This window comes from Sporosarcina sp. AD_1, assembly GCF_057373025.1.
This window is the reverse complement of sequence record NZ_JBPVIR010000006.1, coordinates 241,246-262,513: the sequence shown is the minus strand read 5'-3', so window position 1 is coordinate 262,513 and position 21,268 is coordinate 241,246. Positions and strand designations below refer to the sequence as shown.

The following is a 21,268-nucleotide window of genomic DNA, read 5'->3' as shown; positions in this document are numbered from 1 at the left end:
TTTTGACGTGGTGCTGCCTTTCACTGATAAGTTGTCACAAATGAAGGGCGCGGGAAAATATTCGGCCGTTTGTCGATGCCCTCGCTCGTACCCCGTTTGGCATGAGCTTTCGTGTAAGCCTGCGATTGCTGCCAGCCAGTAAACGATTCCTCGTTTTCCCACATGGTCAGAATGACATACGTATCTGAATCCAGCGGGCGGAGAACACGAATGGCGACAAATCCCGGCTCCTGTTCAATCAGGCCGGCCCGATTCCGAAAACGCTGCTCAAACAGCTCTCTTCCATCCTCGCTAACCGGGATATTATTCAGCACCGCAAAACGGCCCGGCCCCAGTTCACCAGTCCGATCCAGAACCTCGTAAGACTCTGTCCATTCTACCGGCGCAGTCTCTGCCTCCAGCAACAGCAAATGCTCTTCCTCATTTTTCAAATGAATGATCGCACTGTCCACAAATTGTTCTTTCAAATCCTGTGCTTCCTGCTCACCGACGAGCCACTTATACACTTTCATTCTGGCAAACTCCTCTCTATCATCTTCTGCATATGTTGCCTTTGCCTTAATTGTAGCACTTCGCCGGGCGATCGTTATCTATTATGCCCACTCGGATTTTATCGGTCCATTCCGGTGCGTTATCGGTCACTTGCCATGGTTATTGATCAACCCCGATTCTATGGTTATGCTCAGGTGTGCAGAGGTTATGCTGGATATATTGGCGTTTGTTTCGATTTACTGGCGTTCAGCCGCAGTTATTGACGTTCGTTTCGATTTACTGGCGTTCAGCCGGAGTTATTGGCGTTTGTTTCAATTTATTGGCGTTCAGCCGGAGTTATTGGCGTTCGTTTCGAGTTATTGGCGTTCAGCCGGAGTTATTGGCGTTCGTTTCGAGTTATTGGCGTTCAGCCGGAGTTATTGGCGTTCGTTTCGATTTATTGGCGTTTAGCCGGAGTTATTGGCGTTCGTTTCGATTTATTGGCGTTCAGCCGGAGTTATTGGCGTTCATTTTGATTTATTGGCGTTCAGCCGGAGTTATTGGCGTTCGTTTCGATTTATTGGCGTTCAGCCGGAGTTATTGGCGTTCGTTTCGATTTATTGGCGTTCAGCCGGAGTTATTGGCGTTCGTTTCGTCCCCGCGTCAAATAAGCGGTCCATCGCGTCAAATCCGGTGTCTCCTGCGCCAAATTTTATCGGTCAGTTCAGAAACGTTATCGGCCAGTTCAGAAACGTTATCGGCCAGTTCAGAAGCGTTATCGGCCACTTCATAAAGTTTATCGATCATTTCGGAAGAGTTATCGTTCACTTTCCCACGATTATCGATCACCTCCGACTATATCTCTATTATTCAGAGAGTTTACCTGTCACTTTGAAAGGGTATCAGTCACTTAGTTAGGGTTATCCATTATCCCGCTTTCACAGGGGATGTCCGCACTTCAGCAGAAAAACTCATGACTTTCCTACTGTGCTCATACATATTAACTCTACAACTCTGTTAAATCCCCTAACTAAATTGGATATCATTTCCTTATGCTAGTAACTTGTGGCATGATAGGAAAAAGGAAAGGAGTGAACCGATGATTCGTTTTGACAATGTGTCGAAGTCGTATAATGAGCAAGCTGTTGTTGTAGATTCTATCAATTTGGAAATCAAACGTGGCGAGTTTCTTGTGTTGATTGGTCCGAGCGGCTGCGGGAAGACGACGACGTTAAAAATGATTAATCGCCTCATCCCCCTCACGGAGGGTACGATCTGGATCGACGGCAAGAAAGTCAGCGAGTACCCGATTCACGAACTGCGCTGGCGTATTGGGTACGTCCTGCAGCAGATTGCCTTGTTCCCCCATATGACGATTGAGGAGAATATTGCGATTGTCCCTGAGCTGAAGAAATGGAAAAAGGAGCGTATTCATGCCCGTGTTACCGAATTGCTCGACATGGTAGGTCTGGATGCAGATAGATACCGGCATAGGAAGCCGAGTGAACTATCCGGCGGGCAACAGCAGCGAATTGGCGTGGTCCGCGCATTGGCGGCTGATCCCGACATTATCCTGATGGACGAACCGTTCAGCGCCCTTGATCCAATTAGCCGCGCGAAATTGCAGGATGATTTGATGCATCTGCAGAAGACGATCCAAAAGACGATCGTCTTTGTCACTCATGATATCCAGGAAGCTTTAAAGCTGGCAGACCGGCTTTGTATCATGAAGGATGGAAAGATAGAACAGATTGGCACCCCTCAAGAAGTGACATCCCAGCCTGCGACAGCTTTCGTTCATGAATTTATTACAAGCGGCATACCGGAACCTTTTAAGATAGCAGACCATTTACGGCCCATTGCAGAAGGATCCGATCACTTCCCAACCATCTCAATCGACGACGGCTGGGCGGAACTCTTGCATTCCCTCGTTGATTCAGAACAGGTAGCGGTTCAACAAGAAGGCGAAGTGGTTGGTATGATATCAAGGGAAACTGTAATTGCTTATTTGGCCGATGATGCAAGGGAGGGACGTCTAGCGAATGAATAATTTTTTGAATGTCTTTCAAGACAGGAAGGCTGAATTGGCCAGTGCGCTGTTGACGCATATCCAAATCTCGCTGATTTCCCTCTTTCTCGCAGTACTCATTTCCATTCCGATCGGCATTTATTTAACGAACCGGAAACGGGTAGCTGAAACAATCATAGGAGCGAGTGCCGTATTGCAGACCATCCCTTCGCTTGCCCTTCTCGGACTGCTCATTCCGTTGTTCGGAATCGGCAAAGTGCCTGCGATTATCGCACTTGTCGCCTATGCACTGCTCCCGATTTTACGGAATACGTATACAGGCATTAATGAAGTGGATCCATCCTTGAAAGAAGCGGCGACTGCGATGGGGATGAATCGGTGGAAACGGCTGGCGAAAGTCGAGCTCCCACTTGCCATGCCCGTTATTATGGCAGGTATCCGCACCTCCATGGTACTTATCATCGGGACCGCGACACTCGCAGCACTCATCGGGGCCGGTGGACTTGGGGATCTGATCCTGCTGGGAATCGATCGTAACGATCCTTATCTCATCGTGCTTGGCGCCATTCCGGCTGCTCTGCTTGCACTTGGATTTGATTTCTTGTTGCGGAAATTTGAAGGATTATCCTTTAAGCGAGCCACAATCGCTTTAACCGCATGCTTGGTTATTGCGCTTCTCGTCATCGTTCTACCGTTCCTCTCGCTGCGTGAAGACAAACAGCTTGTAATCGGAGCCAAGCTAGGAGCAGAGCCAGAAATTCTTATTAATATGTATAAGCTCTTAATTGAAGAAGAAACAGATTTGTCCGTTGAACTGAAGCCGGGTCTCGGCAAGACATCATTTGTTTTCCAAGCTCTGCAATCTGGGAGCATCGATATGTACCCTGAATTCACAGGGACCGCTTTATCCGAGTTTCTGAAAGAAGAGGCTGTCAGCAACGACCGAAACGAAGTCTATGAGCAGGCAAGGGAGGGCTTGGCGGAGCAATTTGACCTCGCCCTACTGCCTCCAATGGCATACAACAATACTTACACACTTGCAGTTTCCGAAGCCTTTGAACAACAATATGGCGTAAAAACCATCTCGGACCTCGCTGCTGTCGAAAGTGCTGTCAAAGCCGGATTCACCCTTGAGTTCAAAGATCGCGAAGACGGCTACAAAGGCATTAAAAACCTATATGGACTCGACTTCCCATCGGTCCAAACGATGGAGCCGAAACTCCGCTACCAGGCAATAAAAACCGGTGATATTAACCTGATGGACGCCTATTCAACAGACAGCGAGCTACAGCAATATAAACTGACTGTCCTGGAAGACGACAAAGAGCTGTTCCCGCCATATCAAGGAGCGCCTCTCTTGCGGGAGGAGACCTTGGAACAGTATCCGGAACTCGAAGATGTGCTCAACCAACTCGCCGGCAAAGTGACCGACGATGAAATGCGCGACATGAACTATCGAGTGAACGCGGAAGGAGAAAGCCCGGTAGACGTGGCACGTGAATTTTTAAAGAATGCGGGTTTATTGAAATAAACAAGATGGCCGAGATCAATGATTCCCGATCTCGGCCATTTCTTTCTCCAGAGAGGGCTAGGACTCAAGCGGCACGACGAGAAGCCCCAGCTCATCCACCTTGTATCGATCGAGCGCTTCTTGGAGCTTATGCACGTATGTCACGATATACGTTCCGGACCAAACCGTGTCATAGTCGTCCCATAATTCAATATGGCCGCCATCGTGGATGACATGTGAATCTGTTTTATCTTCATACACATAGACGGCCGTCGGGGTGAAATAAAGAATGACAGCATACAATTCCTCCAGCTCCCCCGTTATTTCAGCTGGTTGCCCGCTATACGGGTTTTTGAGTTTATTAAAGAACACCAATCACTCCTTCTTCTCTACTACCCCTCATACGTTTAAACCGGATATAAGATTCATTACACAACAAAAAAGGCGGGTCCATATGAACCCGGCCTTTGAATACATTATTTTGCATTAGCAATTAGATAAATTTCACCTTATTTTCAATCGGTAGCCGGGTAGTTTGATACGCTGGGGCATTTTCCTTACCTATTGTAATGAGGACGATCGGGAAATACCGCTCATCTACTTGGAAGCGTTCAGAGAACTTCGCTTTGTCGAAGCCGCCCATCGGCCCAGTCGCATACCCGCGATTTTTTGCAATGAGCATGAACTGCATCGCAGCAAGTCCCGCATCAAATGTCGCCATGTTTTTACGTGCTTCTTCCGGCGCGTACGGATATGTCTTGTTTGTATTGCTGACAAGCACTTCCTTGCTTGCATCATCAATATAGCCTGCTTCCGACATACTGTCATAGACCGGGCCTACGTTTTTGTAAAACTCTTTGTCGCCTAGTACCGCGATGACAGCAGAAGCTGTTTCGATTTGTTCCTGATCATATGCGATCGCCCGCAAGTCTTTTCTTTCTGCCGCATCTAGGAAGACAAGGAATTCCCAAGGCTGCAAATTGCTTGTGGAAGGCGCAAGTGTCGCTTCTTCCAGCATCTCAAGCAGTTCTTCTTTTTCAACCTTGGCACTCGAATCATATTTTCGGACCGATCGGCGTTCCCGAATCAATTTGGATAGATGTTCAGACATTCCAATTCCTCCTGTTTAGAACTAATCTTTAGTAAGCACAAAACTAGCATACTTTTAGTAAGTTCAAGACGTCAAGTGTTTTGCAATGTGATATGATAAGAAAAAGTAAAAAACGGGGTTGGAAATATGGAAAAAGATCTTAAAACGATAGAAACCGGCACAGAGTCCACTTGCCAGAAATACCGAAACGCCATAGAGTTCATCGGGAAGAGATGGACGGGCATCATTATCTTTAATTTGTTCGACGGACCTAAACGGTATCATGAATTGCTGAATGCAATCGACGGAATCTCAGATAGGCTGCTGTCTGAACGACTCAAAGATCTGGAAGAAGAAGGATTGCTGGTGAAGCGCATCATAGCGGAAGCACCGAGAAAGGTCGAATACGAATTAACCCCGCCTGGTCATGAATTCAAGGATGTCTTCAAAGCGATATTAGGCTGGGTCGAGAAGAAGGAAGAGTTTGTGAACAGGAAGTAGAAATAGGGATAGGTCTAAGGGGGTGTTCCTATGATTTTTATAACGTTCGGCATACTTTTCGTCGTCAACTTTATCATCTGTTCCATTATCACAATCCTCTTCGGTCTAACTCGGAAACTCGATTGGGCCATAATTGCCGTCATTAGTTTTCTCCTCGCCCTTGTCGTTGTGGCTTTTTAATTTTCTATAAATAGCTGAACATTACAGAACGCTTCCCAACTGGCTAGCGTTCTTTTGTTTGTAATTAATTTGCGAAGAGAAACAATATTTCAAATATCAATTGTCGCCTCGTAATCTTTTAGCTATGATGAAGGAAAGAGGAGGGAGATGATTCAATGACCCAGGAAAAGGAATATATAATAGATAAAGAAAAACCCCAGATACCAAAAATAAAAGTGGAAAGAAAAGACGGAGAACCGACAGTTGCTTTTAAAGGGGCATCCATTGCAGCGTTGCTGATCGGAGTGTCATCCTACTTAATCGGCTTGTTTAATGCGGGCATGGAATTAAATGAAAAAGGTTACTACTTTGCCGTTCTCATTTTCGGTCTTTATGCTTCCGTTTCCTTGCAAAAAGCGGTCAGAGATAAAGAGGAAGACGTCCCGGTGACAAATATTTATTATGGCATCAGCTGGTTTGCGCTGATCGTTGCGATCGCTCTAATGGCGATTGGCCTGTATAATGCCGGCAGTATCGTCTTGAGTGAAAAAGGGTTTTATGCGATGGCGTTTGTGTTAAGTATTTTCGCGGCAATTACGGTGCAGAAAAACGTCCGTGATACACAAAAGGCGAGAGAAGCAGATTAATATTTTTCTGTAAAGGTACTTTCCAATCGAATTTTTAAAACTTTTTAAGTTTTTGCTTGCATTTGCTTCTGAAAAGGGGTAAAGTCGTAGTAATTTAACATTCACTTATTTCGCAAGTTTTGAAGTAAGGATAGAGGCGCAAAGACCATCAGTACACAGTCAGAGGATAATGAGATCCGATGAAGACTGTGGAAAGGGGAATTTGCCGAAGTGGAGAGAAACTCATTATCTCGAAGCTGGTTCTGCGTTGAATAAGCACAGAATTGTCATATAGGAAACTATATGGAGGGCTATCTTATGCAATGAAATAATTTATTATTTCAACTGCAACAACGAGCCCTCGTTGTTGCTTTTTTGCGTTCAATTCACTTGGATCGTTTAGATGCACGGAGGTCATGCTCCTGCTTCTCCAAGTTAAGCCTTCGGCGGAGGTCAGCCATTTTGAGAGTTGCACATAACAGCTCGACTAAATCCCGGCCAATTATTCCGAGGCGTGATTGATCACTTGCCCTTCTCCCTCTATTTTTTATAAAAAAATGATAGGATGTGGAGAACAATGAATTTCGGACGAATTGTAACAGCTATGGTGACTCCTTTTGATGAACAGGGTGAAATTGATTTCCAGGCAACACAGAACCTGATTAATTATTTGATTTCCAATGGCACCGAAGCATTGGTTGTCTCGGGAACAACAGGAGAATCCCCGACCTTGACGAACAAAGAAAAAGCCAAGTTATTCAAGTTTACCGTAAACGTTGTAAATGGCAGGGTGCCGGTCATTGCAGGAACTGGCACCAATAATACGAAAGAGTCCATGGAACTGACCCTGCTCGCGGAAAATGCGGGTGTCGACGGCATTATGCTCGTGACTCCGTACTATAACAAACCTTGTCAAGAAGGGCTCTATCAGCACTTTAAGGCCATTGCAGAGGTCACGACTCTGCCGATCATGTTATACAATATTCCGGGACGCAGTGTTGTCAATATGTCCGTTGAAACCGTCATACGCCTCTCGAAGATCCGCAACATCGTGGCAATCAAAGAGGCGAGCGGTGATTTGGACACTATGGCCGAAATTATTGATCGCACGCCAAAGAGCTTTGCATTATATAGTGGCGACGACGGGCTGACACTTCCTGTATTATCAATCGGCGGCGCAGGCGTCGTTTCAGTCGCATCTCACGTAGTCGGAAACGACATGCAAACGATGATCGCGTATTTTCAACGGGGTGATTTTGAACAAGCTGCCCGGGAACATCGCAGACTGCTGCCTATCATGCGAGCCCTATTCGCAGCGCCAAATCCATCTGCTGTCAAAGCGGCACTCAACCTAAAAGGCATACCAGTTGGCGGCGTCCGTTTGCCGATGATTCCGCTCAATAGCGATCAGCTGCGCAGCTTATACCAATCTTTAACGCTCTATGAGGAATTAGCTTTTTCAAGGAATTGATCAACTAGCAAAGTAACACGCCAGGTTCACACGATAGTGGAGCCTGGCATTTCTTATCATGGATTAGTTGCATGGCGTTGTGATCTTCGCAAGCAGAATCTCATTTTGAAAGTGCAAGTTTTCGTTGTCTGTTAATGCATAGATGGGGCTGCCTTTTCTACTGGGTGCCCAGGCATCGAATGCAAGACGCCGAGACTCTTCATTATAATGAGGACACAGACTTCCCTTCAACATCCCAAGCCCTTGAAACTCCTCATATCCTTCCTTGCTTTCACTAAAGCACGTCTCAAACCAGCACATCGCACCGGCACTTATCCCAGCTAGAATCACTCCATTTTGATATGCATTTTTCAGAACCTCATCAAAACCGGTCCGGCGCCAGATTTCAAGCATAGATTGGGTGTTGCCCCCACCCACATACACGATGTCCAACGCATTCACGACCTTTTGAATAGCGGGCGCCAGAAAGTCTTTACTTGTTAAATGGCTTGGCTCCTCCTCTCGGAAGGCTTCATAAAACTTGTCGATATATCCCGGTGCGTCGTTGCTTGCCGTTCCAATAAATGCGATTTTAATTGGCCCTTGTTTCCGGCAGATTTTCAACAGGTACTCATCAATAAATGGGGTGTTTTCTGAAAATCCCCCGCCTGAAATGGCTAGTATCTGTCTTTTCATTCATACTCTCCTCTCCCTCTTTCATTCGTCATATTTAATACATGCTTTCACTCCACTCTCAAAAGAATCTTTCCTTCATATTTACGGCTTTCCATTAATCGATGAGCCTCTGAGGCATCTTGTAATGTAAAAATTTGAGCGATAGGAAGAGCAACCTGATGTAAAGTAATTAACTCAATTACTTCTTCAGCAATAGATGCCAATCGAGCGGGGTCATGCTTTCTCGTAGTACCTAAACTAAAACCCTTAATACTTCTGCAGCTACTATGGACATCATTTGTAGTAAAGGTTCCTGGCAGACCACTGCTATTTCCAAATTGCACAAGTGTACCGTACAATGCTAAGCATTCTAGGCTCTTCCCTGTTACCTCACCGGCTACAGAGTCAAAGATAACATTTGCTCCTTGACCATCCGTATGATACAAGGCTTCTTCAACAAACGAATCATAGGTGCATACAATATCCGCCCCTAAGCTCTTTACATACTTTGCTTTTTCCATATGGCCTACCGTACAAATAATTGTCTGCGTTCCATATAATTTCGCTAGCTGTACAAGCATGGAGCCAACACCGCCAGCAGCACTATGTATAACAATTGTATCCTTTTTATTAATTTGCCCGATCTCATGTAATAGGATAAATGCTAAAAACGATATAGTCGGCAAAGCAGCCGCCTGTTCAAATGAAAGACTTTCGGGAATTTTAAAGACTAACCTTTCATCCGCAATCACGTATTCTGCATACGATCCATATTTAGGGAACGCAACGACGCGATCCCCTTTTGAGAAACCTGAATGAGGATGAGCCTCTTCAATGACCCCAGCTGCGTCCAATCCCAGTATTAGTGGAAATTGTCCTTTTCCTTTTTTGCCTCTGCGAGTTTTTATGTCAGCATAATTCACACTTGTAAATGCAACTTTTAGTAAACATTCTCCTGCACCAATTTTCGGACGTTCCATTTCCTCTAACATAAGAACATCGGGTCCACCGAATTCTTTTTGAATTATCGCTTTCACATTCATCCCCTCCCATACTCAATGTAGCATGAAAAATAGTTTTCATAAATTTTCAAATTCCTATGCACTTGCATAAGTTTTTCGAATCAAGTTCATTAAATACGATTCAAAATCAAAGGAAAAGTGCAATGGCTCCTTAACGGTGTTGCTTTCAACAAGTCTTCAATTCCAATCCGAACAATGATAAATGATCCAGCTTGATGCATAAAAAATTGACTCAATACTAAGAATGCGGTTCAATAATCCTCCTTAATTAGCAACCCTAAATGTGAGAGCAATCCTCACCAATTGGGCTTTGTGCTATGTGAGTAACCAAACAAGTCTAATAGACGAAGCATAAAGGATTCTTAGCAATTTAGAATCAAGGATGGATATTTTCGGGCATAATTCATTAATAGAAGAGAAACAATTAATGCAGCCCCACTTGTAACATAAAGTTCGCCTTCTGTTCATTTTCGATTATTATAATAATCAATCATTATTTATGGAGGTGTGATCGATGGCAATAAAGGAAAACAAGACGACTACATTAGGCTTCACGATACTATTGATCGGCGTATTCATGGCGGCGCTGGATAACGGGATTATTAGTGCCGCTTTGACAACAATCAACTCTTCGTTCGATGTATCAGCGACGTCGGGTGCCTGGGGAATCACACTGTACACGCTTGGCCTGGCTGTCGCCACACCAATTGTCGGTAAGCTGGCAGACCGCTATGGCCGGAAGAAATTGTTCCTCATTGAGGTCGCCATTTTCACGATCGGTTCACTCGGTGTTGCACTGAGTCCCAATTTCACTCTGTTCTTGGCGGCTCGTTTATTCCAGGCGCTCGGTGGCGGCGGGATATTCATTATCGCCAGCTCCCATGTCCTCAGTACATTTGCAAAAGAGAAACAAGGCAGCAAGCTAGGATTGCTTGGTGCGATGAACGGGATTGCTTCTGTTGTTGGTCCGAATATCGGCAGCTTTCTGATCGATTTGACGGGTAATTGGCATTGGCTCTTCCTAATCAATGTTCCCATTGGTATTCTGTTAGTCATCTTCGGCTGGCTTTCCTTACAAGAAACAAAAACGTCTGTACTGTCAAAAATCGATTTTCTTGGCATCTCTCTATTATCTTTCTCCATCTTAAGTGTCATGTTTGCAGTCAACAATTTGGGTGAAGGAGGCTTGCTAAACAGTCTTCTCGGCTGGAGTACACTCGGTTTATTGCTGCTTGGTGTTGTCCTTTTTGCCTTGCTGATCTTTGTGGAAAAGCGGAATGAAGCGAAGCATGTCGATCCGATTTTACCGTATCATTTATTGCGTAAACCAACGTATTCCATGACGATGGTAATGGGGGCACTGTCCGGGCTGTTCATTGGAGCAGTCATCTTCATCCCTTCGTATGCGGAGCAGATTCTCGGCATTCCAGCTTCCAAGTCAGGGTATTGGATGACACCACTTGCTTTAGCATCAGGTATTGGGGCTGCAGGCGGCGGGTTCTTTGTTGATAAACAAGGTCCTGTAAAGACACTTATCCTCTCGGGCATCATTTCGGTGATTGGTTTCGGGGGACTCGGTCTTTTTGTAGATTCAAAACTGACGTTTATTCTCTTTTCCGTAATCGCAGGAATCGGATTCGGTTTTGTTCTTGGCGCTCCTTTGACAGTGCTGACCTCGAACGCAGCCGGCACCCAAAAAGGCTCTGCAATCGGCACGCTGTCAGTCGCCCGGCAAATCGGTTTGACGATCTCGCCTACCATTTTTGCGGCTTTCATCCAGCAGGGCTTCAGTCAATTGGGCACGCTTATTCCTGAAAAATTAAAAGCACACGGAATTGATCCGTCTGCCATGCCAAGCGGAGCATTGGAGTCTGTCAGTGGCGGCGGGTATGCCAATATCCAGGAGAACATTGAAAAGATACCGGTGGCGGACGTACGAGATGCTTTGAATGAAGCATTCCAAAGCGCAGTCCATTCAGCATACGAGCCAATCTACTTAACGTCCGCAGGCGCCGCTCTCTTCATGATTATTATTGCTTTAGTTTTCAGCAAAAAGTTCGCCAGAGACGCTAAAGAGCATCCTGCCGAGTAACGCAATTCATAAAAAAAGGGAACAGCATTATCGCGCTGTTCCCTTTTCTTATGATCTTTTATTCCACAATATAGCCATCCCGCATGGTGATGATTCGATCAACATACGGTAGCATCTCTTCGTCGTGTGTGACCATCAGCGTGGTCAGCTTCAGAGTTTTGGTCAGCTGACGCAGCAACTCCATGACATCCTTGGAACGTTTCGTATCAAGGCTTGCTGTCGGCTCATCGGCGAACAGGATTTTCGGACGATGGATAATCGCCCGTGCAATCGCTATTCGTTGCCGCTCCCCACCAGATAGAGAAGCCGGATAAGCGTCTTTCCGGTGATCCATTTCAACGAGCTTTAAGATATTGTCGACTTCTTTTTCCTGCTCTTTCTTGTTGAGCTTTGATTCTGCTACATCTAGCATTAACAACAGCTGCTCTTCCACTGTCAAAAACGGAACGAGATGGGATGATTGAAAGACAAAACCGAATTCCGACGCCCGCACTTGGCGGATTTCCTCTTGCGACATCTTCGTCATATCTTTCCCTTCGAAAAGGATTTCTCCATCAGTTGCCCGCTGCAGGCCGGCCGCAATGGTCAGGATTGTTGACTTTCCTGAGCCGGATGGTCCGATGAGCGCCGTCATCTCCCCTTCCTTCAAGGTAAGATCGACGCCTTTCAAAATCTGCTCTTCCACTTCGCCATTCGTGAAGGTCTTCGTAACATCTTCTATTAGAAACGTCGCCATCTTACATCTCTCCTTGCTGAATCGCTTGAAGCGGTTCGATTTTCTTAATTTGGAATCCGGAAATGGTCGCACCGACAAAACCGACAACAAGGAAAACTGCCGATAGCATCAAGACAGTGTCGAGTGTCAAATGGAACGGCATTCCTTCTGGTGCTACGAAATTAAACAATTGGCTTAAACCAATGCTGAGTGCCAATGCGACAAGCGTAATCGCAATCATTTGGAACCAGATCATTTTAAACAGCGCAATCGTCTTCATCCCGATCGCTTTCAAAATGCCATACAATCCGATTTTCTGCACGTTCATCATATAGAAGAAAATCGCGAACAACATGCCGCTAATGACAACTAAAAACCAAATGATCATGTTCAATGACATTTGTTCGGCACTATAGCTTGGAATGGCATTCAAGAATGTTTTATTGCTGAATGACTCAAGGCCATTGTAAGCCGGTGCATCTTTTCCGGGAATGAAAATCGTTTGCATTTCCATAACACGGTACATCTCTTGATAGTTCGTTATGTTAATGTAGGCAACCGGCGCGTGGCTGTATTTCTTCTTGTCGACAAAGCCTTTGACGACGAACTCACCGCTGAACTGGTTGTTGGTCAACACATCGCCAACTTGGATGCCATCTTCTTTGAGAGAGCTGTCCAAGAGAATTTCGCCTTCTTTTACATTTTCAAATACATCGGATTCCGTTGAGGTGACAAACGCGACACTATGCTGCTTGTCCTCCGAGTCGTTAACAAATCCCATTTGCACTGAAAAGGCAGTTGCTTTTGGATGTTCTTTCACTATTTTCTCTTGCAAGCCCGTATCTATTTTGGACAGATTGTAGGTTTGCTTTGCGTTTTCATTCAAATAAAACTGGCCTTCCGGTAAATCCTTGATTAACGCCGCATTATCTTGCGACAAACCGTTCGCCAATCCTGAAATAATAAACGTCAAAAAGCTGACGAGAAATATAATCGAGCCGAGAATCAAAAACTTTGTTTTGTTCTTCCGCATTTCTTTCCATGCTATCTTCACTGAAATCGCCTCCGTTATTGTTCATGCCTTTATATTACGGCGACAATATAAACGGAAGATGAACAGTTGATTACAAAATCAAGTATTTAAAAAAGCCTGCAGGCGCAGGCCGTTGCTCACTATTGCTCAAATGGATACCCAATTGAATTGGCAATCTCTACAAGAACTTGAGGGGTCACAATATCTGATATCCGCTTATCTACCATTAGCTTGTACTGCCAAACATCCTTTTCAAAGACCAATAAATCGAAGCCTTCCAGTTTAATGTAGTGCGCCTCGCTTTGATCAAGCAGTTGATACGTACCTGTAATGCTCTCGTCTTTGAAAATGAGCTTTTCTGCAAGTGGCCGGATGACAATTTAATAATGGTTCTCGGAATATTGATCACTGATCATTTTAAGTTCAAAGGAATCGTTCAAGTTAGAAAATCTAGCGAACTGATGTGTAAATGCAACAGGAGGCACCCGAAGAGGCAAGGTGATTTTATGTTCAAAATGCTTTTCCGCTTCACTGAGTGCCACATCCAATTGTTTGTATCCAATCTCCTGAAAGATTCGTTCGTATGGCGGCCTTTCAGTTAGCTTAGCTTGAATGGTATTCTCTTGGAAGAACAATGAAAAGAATAGTATGAGCATGACGATGGGTAGGCGGCGGATCATCCTATCAACGGACATAAAACAAGCCCCCATTAATGATTTCCACCTTAATCTTCGTTTCATATTGCTCTTTAATCGCCTTCTTTTCCATTTCATAGCTTTCAGGACGTTCCTCTGTGTCTTTATAAAAGTACTCCAGCACTTGCAAATCTCTTTTCTGTCTTGCCATCGCTTCGTCGGCCCATGTGTGGTCGTCCTGCGCAATTAACTCATCGATCAATGTTTCTAGCCGCTCGATTGCGCGCATCGGTTTAATAATATAAGGCAAATAGAAAGTGTTTGGAGGAATGGCCGCTTCCAGCTTCAACTCGCTGACCGTTTCGTGGAATCCGTCCATAATGGCGCCTGTCATTAAATTCATCCCAAGCGAATACAGCATTTCTTTCGTCCGGTCGCTGCTATACGTTATTTTATAGTTTACGCCGAGCCATGGGGTCAGCACTGTTTGTACTCCGGTTTGATTGTCCACGGTCTCAAATAATTGGACAAAAGCCCCTCTCTCCTTCGCCACTTGAAAGAGCTGATTTAATCGGGGGGAACCATAATGCACGACTTCCCCCGGTATGTTCAAACCCATACGGTTTTTGTCGGTAATCAATGTCAGCTGCGCTGGATTCGGTTCGCCACCCGTACTTTCCACATAGCTCCAGTAAAAGGGCCGGTTCATGATCCGTTTATCCATCTCGATTGTTAGTTGGACTGATAGGTGATGCTCGCTTTCCTGTACAATGGGGCAATTCGTCTCCATGAAAAACGTCCTCAAATATTGTTGGATCTGCTTTGGATACAGACTAATCACCTCCCTTAGATTGACAATCTATATTCTGAAAGGATATCGTCCAGCTCACCCACCACTTTTTCGAAAACCCCTATTTTCGTATTCAGCAATTCCAACATATAATCCTCAATTGTATGTTTAATGGCCAAATTATAAATATGGACATCATGCTCTTGCCCAAGCCGGTGGACACGCCCGATCCGCTGCTCCACCTTCATCGGGTTCCAAGGCAGATCATAATTAATGACATGATGGCAAAATTGCAGGTTGATCCCTTCGCTGCCCGACTCTGTAGCAATCAACACTTGCGCTTTCTCTTTAAATAGTTGCTTCATCCATTCCCGTTTGCTTTTATTGAATTTGCCGTTAAACGGAACGCTCGTAATTCCTTTAGAGAACAGGTACGCCTGCAAATACGTTTGGCTTGCCCGATATTCGGTGAAGATAATGACTTTGTCATTCGCCTGCTTAATAATTTCATACGCCTTCTCGGCTTTCGTATTGATCTCGAGCGCCTGCAACTTCATCAGCAATTCATTGATATACGCCCGCTCTTCCGCACCGTTGCATTTTTCAACGAGCTTCTCAAGCGTCAGCCAAGCGGCCTCTTTGCTGCTGCAAAACTCCCTTTTCAATGTCATCACTGTGAATGCATCTGAAAACGCCTTTAAATGCTCCGCTGAATTTGCGATGAGATCATACACTTCTTTTTCCTTCTCGCTGAATTCAATCGGGATAATCTGCACCCGACGGCTTGTCCAGTCAAGGCCAATATGCTGCCTGGAATTCCTCACCATCACTTGGTTAATCAATTCCTTTAAAAACTCATCTTCTTCCACGTTGTGCTTGCTCGCGGAAAACACTTGCTGGAACGTCTCAAAATTTCCGAGGTGACCGGGTTTAAGAAGTGAGATGAGATGGAATAATTCAAAGACATCGTTTTGTATGGGAGTCGCCGTCAGCAACAGGCAAAATTTCTTTTTCAGGCTTTGGACAAACTCATAGTTCTTCGTTTTATGATTCTTTAATTTATGAGCTTCATCCACGATGACCAAATCATAATTCTGATTGTAGATGTTTTCCTTGTGGGGACTTCGTTTCGCCATGTCGAGGCTCGCCACGACGATATTGCATAAATTCAAGTCGTACTTCTTATTGAAAGGAACAGCGGGGATGTGAAATTTTTGATTTAACTCTTCAATCCATTGAGTCGACAAAGAAGCCGGCGTCAGAATCAGCGCTTTTTTCACAAGCCCACGGATGAGGTACTCCTTCAAAATAAGCCCTGCCTCAATCGTTTTACCAAGACCGACCTCATCCGCCAAAATCGCCTTGCCGTTCATCCGTTCAATGACCGTCTCCGCCGCCTCCAACTGATGAGGATACGGCTTAAGAGCGGGCAAAAATTTCGGGGACTGAAGACCATAAAAAGTCGGAATCAACTTCCGCTTCTCCACGTCGTAGCTCATTTGATACAACGTCCAATTGTCCCACTCCTGCTCGCCTTCCAACCGTTTCTGCAAGCCTTCCATCCAATCAGACGATTTCTCGATTCGCATATACATCCCCTCACCCAACTTTTTCTTTCCGTTAGGCTATCCAATTAAGAAATTACTATGTATAGTGGTGGGTCATGGATTTGAAGAGAAGGCGAATAAGTGTGAGGATTAATTGGGGTGAACGTTGGTAGATATGGATGAGTAACGGTACATTTGGGCGAACGCCAGATTATCGAGCTGAGCGCCAATACTTCCGGATGAACGCCATTAACTCCAGTTGAACGCCATTAACTCCGGATGAACGCCAATAACTCGAGGTGAACGCCATTAACCCGGACTGAACGCCAATATCTCGGGACGAACGCCATTAACTCTGGATGAAAGCCATTAAATCCAGACGAACGCCATTAACCCGGGATGAACGCCAATAAAGGAAACTCCTTGTCATCAGAAGTTTCCCTAAGGTGGCGTCATTTCCCCGGTTTGATTACATGATTCCTTACTAAAAAACGCCCGTCAAATCGAATGGGCACCCCTTCTCCGGCCATCTCCGCGTGAATATGCAAATGCGGTTCCGACGTATTGCCGGAATTGCCGACCTTTCCGAGATATTGTCCCGTCTTCACAATATCCCCTTCTGCTACTGCGACACTGCCTTGCTGCATATGGGCCAGGAGCACTGTAGCCGGGTGTTGATCGCAGATTAATAACACATGATTTCCTTCTGGATGATCCGAGTTCATCTCGGGTGGTGTCATATCCACCAGTTCATTTTCGGACTTCACCACAGTCCCATCGCATGGGCTTACCAAGCTATCTCCATAGATTGCATATTTATCAAGCTCTTCAGGTAAAAAGCCATTCGCACGTGTCCCCAGACCATTTAGCCCCAAAATATCCAGCGCATACTTTTGAGGCGGGTACTCATGATGGTAATTCATCATGACATGGTTCCCTCCGTGCCCTACATAATAGGCACCCTCTTGCATAGGAAACGCCAAGTCGATCCCCTCTTCTTTTGTTGCATAGCTCGTAATGGTCATGACATTGTAATAACCAAATACAAGTATTAGAAATCCATGGACTGCGAGCGAAAATTTCTGTGAACCTGTGTACCCGACCTTCATAGGAAGCCGCAGTATTTTTCTCCACGACATAATCAAGGCGACTGCCAGTAGGACAATCCATACATAGCGAACCCAAACTCCAATCCAGCTCCAGTTAGCAGACTGAAAGAGCCAGGCAATCAACAAGATTGTTGAACCCGCATCCATCGCCCACTCCAGCTTGCTTTTGAAAGCCGCCCTCCATAAAACAAAAATGAATGCTCCAGGCAAGATGATCATCATGAAGATCGGCAAAGCCGTAAACAACATCCCATCCATTCCTTTCCCCATTTATAAGGTTTTCCGTACCTCTAACGGGCAATTAAAAAAGCCCTCTCCCGATAAGATTCGCAGAAATCGGCTTCTTCCCCACTTCTCGGGACCATACTGACAGCTGCCCGATATGATGGATTTCGTGTGCGATGAGATGTCTCATGATCTCACCCCAAGTATCCTGGCTCACCCGTCCATCCGGCAATGTTTCTACCAAGACGTTTTTCTCCATTTGATCTTCCCAGGCTTCGACGAATGCCGCGACTTCCGCGTGATACTGCGCATCCAGTTCGCGAATTAAGTGCAAACTAGAAAAGTCCTCGAAGTTTTCCACAGGATCGGGCTTCCCTTGCATTCTACGTATCCAACTCCATTCCACATCAATAATATGGAATAAAGTCTGCAAGATGCTTTCGACGCCCCCTGTTCTTTGTCGAAGAAGCTCCTCTTCTTCCACTTCCTCACACCACCGATACCATTCCTGTCTCACTTGCCAATTGTAATGAAAGAAGGTTTTCAAACGGCACTCTCCTTGGATGAACGGTGCTCTGAATCCAAAAGTGAAAACACACGGGCATCATGGGATTGTCCGTTTTGGAATAGATAACCGCGCAGGATCCCTTCTTCTTGAAATCCATGTTTTTTCAGAAGACCGATCGAAGCGACATTGTCCAGGAAAGTCACTGCCCCCATCCGATGCAAGTTCAGTTCTTCAAAGGCATAACGTAAAACGGCTTGCAGCGCCTCAGATGTGATGCCTGTGCGCCAAAAATCAGGATCGATCTCAAATCCGATTTCTGCCCGTCTCATTCCTTTCGATAATTGATTTAACCCGATAGTACCGACGAAGCGGTTCTCTTTTCGGGTTATGATTCCCCATCGAAGTCCTCTCTTCCCCCGTTGCATATCCTCAAACTGGCTAACTAATCTCTCGGCTTGCGAAAGATCGGTCATCGGCTCCATCCCATAGTAAGCCACAACTTTGGGATTCGAAAAATTGTTAAATAGCGCTTCAGCATGTTTCATTTCAATTTGAACAAGATCCAGACGATCTGTTGCCATGGACGGAGATTCCATTACAGCTGCCCCCTTTATTTGATTTCAAAATAATCCTACAAAGATATCTACGGTCCGATCGATTATATGTTTCAAAATATCGCGAAACAAAAAACCAACCTCTTGATTGAGATTGGTTTTGTCTTTACATCCAGTGAACCGGATAGGTTAAGTGATTAGGAATTTGAGTGTTCGCATCGCCCGTAGCGGCGTTTAATTGCGCTTGCGTCAGGAAGAGACTGCCGCGAAGGTCGGCTCCGCATAGATTCGCGGCTCGAAGGTCAGCACCGATCATATCGGCCTCGCGCAAATCGGCTTGTCGCAAGTCAGCGCCGAGAAGAAGGGCACCTCGAAAGTTCATTCCACGCAGATCAGTATTCTTAAAACTAGCACCGATCAAGTCAGCACCTGCACCTGGCTTTTTCTTTGGTTGCCGCTTTGGATCTCTCAATGCAGCTGCATTCGATCGGATTCGCTCACTTGCCATCAAAAGAAGCTCGTTCACTTTGGCTCGATGGATCGGCACGTCCAACCGTATGATTTGGTCGGCGGGCAGTTCGGTAAGCTGTTCCGTTTCTTGATAAACGGCCTGCAGATCTGCATGAAGATCACGCAGGACATCCCGCGATAGCGCATCTGCCAAATAATAGAGCATTTCATGGAGCTGCTGCACGATTGGGAAAACCGCATACATTGATGAAGCAGTTTCTGGCGCTGTTTTCCAATCTTCCCCTTTAAAAATGGTTTGAGATACTTTTTGGCCAGCACCAAAGCACTCATAAGCTACACAGCCATTACATCCTTTTTCACGAAGTTCCGTATGAATGCTGCATCGGAAATCAGGTTGAAGGTTCGGGCATGGCGTCCCCCCGTCTTTATGAAAAGCGAAATCAGCGGATGCTGCGAAAGGCAGGGCCACACAACATAAAGCGAAGCAATTGGCGCAGTCGCTCCGCAACTCTCTCGAACGATGTTCCGATAAAATTTCGTGCTGAGACATAACTTACACTTCCTTCAGTAAGGTAATCTCTATATTACACTATAAAGCCAATGAGATTGTATTAGTTATTTTGTTCTCAAGATGCAGGACGCTTCATGAATAAGGACAGAATTACATTCATGACTGCAAACAGCAAACCAACTATAAACACAACTGAAGCTGCAGAGGCAGCGGCGGACGAAACATCCTGCACCGTTTCAAGCAGCTGGTTCTGCCGCGCAGTGAACAAGGAAATCATAATACCGATTCCGAGCGCACCCGCAACCTGTTGTGAAGTTTGCGAAATCGCAATACCGTCAGGGTACAATTTGCGCGGCAAGGCATTGAGTGTATTTGTCTGCACAGAGGGAATCACCATGCCGATTCCCACCATCATGATGATATGGGCTAAGATGACAGGCCATAGTGCAGTATTCGAGCCAAGCGACATGTAAAGAATATAGGCGATAACAACGAGTATCGTTCCCGGTGTGATGAGAGCTCTCGGACCATATTTATCAAATAATCGCCCGACAATTGGCGCGAGAACACAATTGAGCAAACTCCCCGGAAGTAGAACCAGACCTGATACGAACGCTGAAATCAGCAAAGCCATCTGCATGTACATCGGCAAAACGACAAGCAATGACAGCATATTGAAAAATGTAATGACATTCATGACGAGGCCTAATGTGAATAGAGGATGCTTGAACGCTTGCAAATTCAACATAGGTTCCTGCATCTTCAATTGCCGGAGCGAAAATAGAATGAGAGAAATCAACCCGATTCCAATAGAGCCGAGAACTATTATATGGGTCCATCCTAAGCTGCCGCCGGTACTGACACCATAGACAACGCCGCCAAAACCGAGTGTTGATAAGATCACTGACAGCAAATCAATAGATACCTTTCGCAACTCATTAACATTGGGAATGAAGACGATTCCCAAGACAAGGGAGAGAAATAAAAACGGTAATGTCAGCCAAAAAATCCAATGCCATGAGATTGCATCTAAAATCATTCCGGCCAATGTCGGTCCAAAGGCAGGACCCGCTAAAATAACCAAGCCCATCATCCCCATGGCACCGCCCCGTTTATCCGGTGGATAGATGGTGAAAATAACATTTTGCGTAAGCGGCAGCATGATCGCAAGCCCGACAGCCTGTATGATTCGTGCTGCAAGCAAAACTCCAAATGCCGGAGCGAGAGCCCCCACCATCGTTCCGATAATAGATAATAATATTGAGGCCAAAAACATTTGGCGCGTGGTGAACTTCTGCATTAAGATTCCTGACACGGGCACTAAGATGCCAAGTGTTAGAAAGTAACCTGTCGCAAGCCATTGAATGGTTGTGGCATCGACATTGAAAATTCCTTTTAATTCATTTAAGGCGATATTTAACGCTGTTTCGCTGAAGAGCCCGACGAATCCCGCTATCAGCAGGGCAGCCATAATAGGACCTGTTTTATATTGTTTATTCACAACCCACTTCTCCTTTAACTCTGTCGTCATTGCGTCCTGGTTTC

24 protein-coding genes and 1 riboswitch are annotated in these 21,268 nt (G+C 45.5%); of the genes, 8 read left to right on the top strand and 16 right to left on the bottom strand.

Translation table 11 applies throughout. From position 1 onward, the window contains the following. Positions 1-20: 20 nt before the first annotated feature. Positions 21-512 (bottom strand): antibiotic biosynthesis monooxygenase family protein, encoded by a 492-nt coding sequence (locus ACSW3C_RS13650; RefSeq protein ID WP_486563235.1) that lies wholly within the window; start codon positions 510-512, stop codon positions 21-23. A 187-nt stretch (positions 513-699) separates the two neighbouring features. On the opposite strand from ACSW3C_RS13650, the gene ACSW3C_RS13645 reads away from it, so the two are divergent. Further along, positions 700-942, top strand: a complete 243-nt coding sequence (locus tag ACSW3C_RS13645) for a hypothetical protein (RefSeq protein ID WP_486563233.1) — start codon at positions 700-702, stop codon at positions 940-942. 213 nt (positions 943-1,155) lie between these two features. On the opposite strand, the gene ACSW3C_RS13640 is transcribed toward ACSW3C_RS13645, so the two are convergent. Beyond that, positions 1,156-1,278 carry a hypothetical protein gene (locus ACSW3C_RS13640; RefSeq protein ID WP_486563387.1) on the bottom strand — a complete coding sequence of 41 codons (123 nt, stop codon included), beginning with the start codon at positions 1,276-1,278 and terminating at the stop codon, positions 1,156-1,158. A 292-nt stretch (positions 1,279-1,570) separates the two neighbouring features. Here ACSW3C_RS13640 and ACSW3C_RS13635 point away from each other — a divergent pair, with 292 nt between their 5' ends. Next, complete coding sequence (locus tag ACSW3C_RS13635) at positions 1,571-2,521, top strand: ABC transporter ATP-binding protein (RefSeq protein WP_486563231.1); 951 nt, start codon at positions 1,571-1,573, stop codon at positions 2,519-2,521. Continuing rightward, on the top strand, positions 2,514-4,031 hold the full coding sequence (gene opuFB, locus ACSW3C_RS13630; protein WP_486563229.1) for an osmoprotectant update ABC transporter permease/substrate-binding subunit OpuFB: 1,518 nt from the start codon (positions 2,514-2,516) through the stop codon (positions 4,029-4,031). The genes ACSW3C_RS13635 and opuFB overlap by 8 nt, the downstream gene beginning before the upstream one ends. Positions 4,032-4,088: 57 nt before the next feature. Here opuFB and ACSW3C_RS13625 read toward each other — a convergent pair whose 3' ends face one another. Together ACSW3C_RS13625 and ACSW3C_RS13620 are read right to left on the bottom strand one after the other, a co-directional pair. Further along, the gene (locus ACSW3C_RS13625) at positions 4,089-4,382 is read right to left on the bottom strand and encodes a hypothetical protein (RefSeq protein ID WP_486563227.1); all 294 of its coding nucleotides are present in this window, start codon (positions 4,380-4,382) and stop codon (positions 4,089-4,091) included. Between the two features lie 121 nt (positions 4,383-4,503). Next, complete coding sequence (locus ACSW3C_RS13620) at positions 4,504-5,121, bottom strand: nitroreductase family protein (RefSeq protein WP_486563225.1); 618 nt, start codon at positions 5,119-5,121, stop codon at positions 4,504-4,506. Between the two features lie 126 nt (positions 5,122-5,247). On the opposite strand from ACSW3C_RS13620, the gene ACSW3C_RS13615 reads away from it, so the two are divergent. The 4 genes from ACSW3C_RS13615 (at position 5,248) to dapA (ending at position 7,857) form a co-directional block, all read left to right on the top strand. Then, the gene (locus ACSW3C_RS13615) at positions 5,248-5,601 is read left to right on the top strand and encodes a winged helix-turn-helix transcriptional regulator (RefSeq protein ID WP_486563224.1); all 354 of its coding nucleotides are present in this window, start codon (positions 5,248-5,250) and stop codon (positions 5,599-5,601) included. Between the two features lie 30 nt (positions 5,602-5,631). Further along, the gene (locus tag ACSW3C_RS13610; RefSeq protein ID WP_486563222.1) at positions 5,632-5,781 is read left to right on the top strand and encodes a hypothetical protein; all 150 of its coding nucleotides are present in this window, start codon (positions 5,632-5,634) and stop codon (positions 5,779-5,781) included. A 155-nt stretch (positions 5,782-5,936) separates the two neighbouring features. Next, positions 5,937-6,407 carry an inner membrane protein YiaA gene (yiaA, locus tag ACSW3C_RS13605; protein WP_486563221.1) on the top strand — a complete coding sequence of 157 codons (471 nt, stop codon included), beginning with the start codon at positions 5,937-5,939 and terminating at the stop codon, positions 6,405-6,407. 123 nt (positions 6,408-6,530) lie between these two features. Beyond that, a riboswitch (Lysine riboswitch) is annotated at positions 6,531-6,708 on the top strand. Positions 6,709-6,963: 255 nt separating this feature from the next. Continuing rightward, entirely contained in the window at positions 6,964-7,857 is an 894-nt protein-coding gene (gene dapA, locus ACSW3C_RS13600; RefSeq protein WP_486563220.1) for a 4-hydroxy-tetrahydrodipicolinate synthase, read from the top strand. A 63-nt stretch (positions 7,858-7,920) separates the two neighbouring features. On the opposite strand, the gene ACSW3C_RS13595 is transcribed toward dapA, so the two are convergent. After that, positions 7,921-8,532, bottom strand: a complete 612-nt coding sequence (locus tag ACSW3C_RS13595; RefSeq protein ID WP_486563218.1) for a Type 1 glutamine amidotransferase-like domain-containing protein — start codon at positions 8,530-8,532, stop codon at positions 7,921-7,923. A gap of 47 nt (positions 8,533-8,579) precedes the next feature. Continuing rightward, positions 8,580-9,554: a quinone oxidoreductase family protein gene (locus ACSW3C_RS13590; RefSeq protein ID WP_486563216.1), complete on the bottom strand. Its 975-nt coding sequence runs from the start codon at positions 9,552-9,554 to the stop codon at positions 8,580-8,582. Positions 9,555-10,047: 493 nt separating this feature from the next. Here ACSW3C_RS13590 and ACSW3C_RS13585 point away from each other — a divergent pair, with 493 nt between their 5' ends. Continuing rightward, a complete protein-coding gene (locus ACSW3C_RS13585) occupies positions 10,048-11,625 on the top strand; it encodes an MFS transporter (protein ID WP_486563214.1) in 1,578 nt (525 codons plus the stop codon). A 58-nt stretch (positions 11,626-11,683) separates the two neighbouring features. On the opposite strand, the gene ACSW3C_RS13580 is transcribed toward ACSW3C_RS13585, so the two are convergent. From ACSW3C_RS13580 to ACSW3C_RS13535, 10 genes are all read right to left on the bottom strand, one after another. After that, positions 11,684-12,361 carry an ABC transporter ATP-binding protein gene (locus ACSW3C_RS13580; protein WP_486563212.1) on the bottom strand — a complete coding sequence of 226 codons (678 nt, stop codon included), beginning with the start codon at positions 12,359-12,361 and terminating at the stop codon, positions 11,684-11,686. Position 12,362: 1 nt separating this feature from the next. Next, positions 12,363-13,394, bottom strand: coding sequence for an ABC transporter permease (locus ACSW3C_RS13575; RefSeq protein ID WP_486563210.1), 1,032 nt, complete (start codon positions 13,392-13,394; stop codon positions 12,363-12,365). A 359-nt stretch (positions 13,395-13,753) separates the two neighbouring features. Beyond that, positions 13,754-14,068, bottom strand: a complete 315-nt coding sequence (locus tag ACSW3C_RS13570) for a hypothetical protein (protein ID WP_486563209.1) — start codon at positions 14,066-14,068, stop codon at positions 13,754-13,756. Next, positions 14,058-14,840, bottom strand: a complete 783-nt coding sequence (locus tag ACSW3C_RS13565; RefSeq protein WP_486563385.1) for a YqhG family protein — start codon at positions 14,838-14,840, stop codon at positions 14,058-14,060. Before ACSW3C_RS13565 ends, ACSW3C_RS13570 begins: the two co-directional genes overlap by 11 nt. 14 nt (positions 14,841-14,854) lie before the next feature. Continuing rightward, positions 14,855-16,393, bottom strand: a complete 1,539-nt coding sequence (locus ACSW3C_RS13560) for a DEAD/DEAH box helicase (RefSeq protein ID WP_486563207.1) — start codon at positions 16,391-16,393, stop codon at positions 14,855-14,857. A 404-nt stretch (positions 16,394-16,797) separates the two neighbouring features. Next, positions 16,798-17,712 (bottom strand): M23 family metallopeptidase, encoded by a 915-nt coding sequence (locus ACSW3C_RS13555; RefSeq protein WP_486563206.1) that lies wholly within the window; start codon positions 17,710-17,712, stop codon positions 16,798-16,800. A 43-nt stretch (positions 17,713-17,755) separates the two neighbouring features. Then, complete coding sequence (locus ACSW3C_RS13550; RefSeq protein ID WP_486563204.1) at positions 17,756-18,226, bottom strand: DinB family protein; 471 nt, start codon at positions 18,224-18,226, stop codon at positions 17,756-17,758. Further along, positions 18,223-18,783: a GNAT family N-acetyltransferase gene (locus ACSW3C_RS13545; RefSeq protein WP_486563202.1), complete on the bottom strand. Its 561-nt coding sequence runs from the start codon at positions 18,781-18,783 to the stop codon at positions 18,223-18,225. Before ACSW3C_RS13545 ends, ACSW3C_RS13550 begins: the two co-directional genes overlap by 4 nt. Positions 18,784-18,907: 124 nt before the next feature. Next, positions 18,908-19,762: a pentapeptide repeat-containing protein gene (locus tag ACSW3C_RS13540; protein WP_486563201.1), complete on the bottom strand. Its 855-nt coding sequence runs from the start codon at positions 19,760-19,762 to the stop codon at positions 18,908-18,910. A gap of 76 nt (positions 19,763-19,838) precedes the next feature. Further along, a complete protein-coding gene (locus tag ACSW3C_RS13535; RefSeq protein WP_486563199.1) occupies positions 19,839-21,254 on the bottom strand; it encodes a DHA2 family efflux MFS transporter permease subunit in 1,416 nt (471 codons plus the stop codon). Positions 21,255-21,268 lie beyond the last annotated feature (14 nt).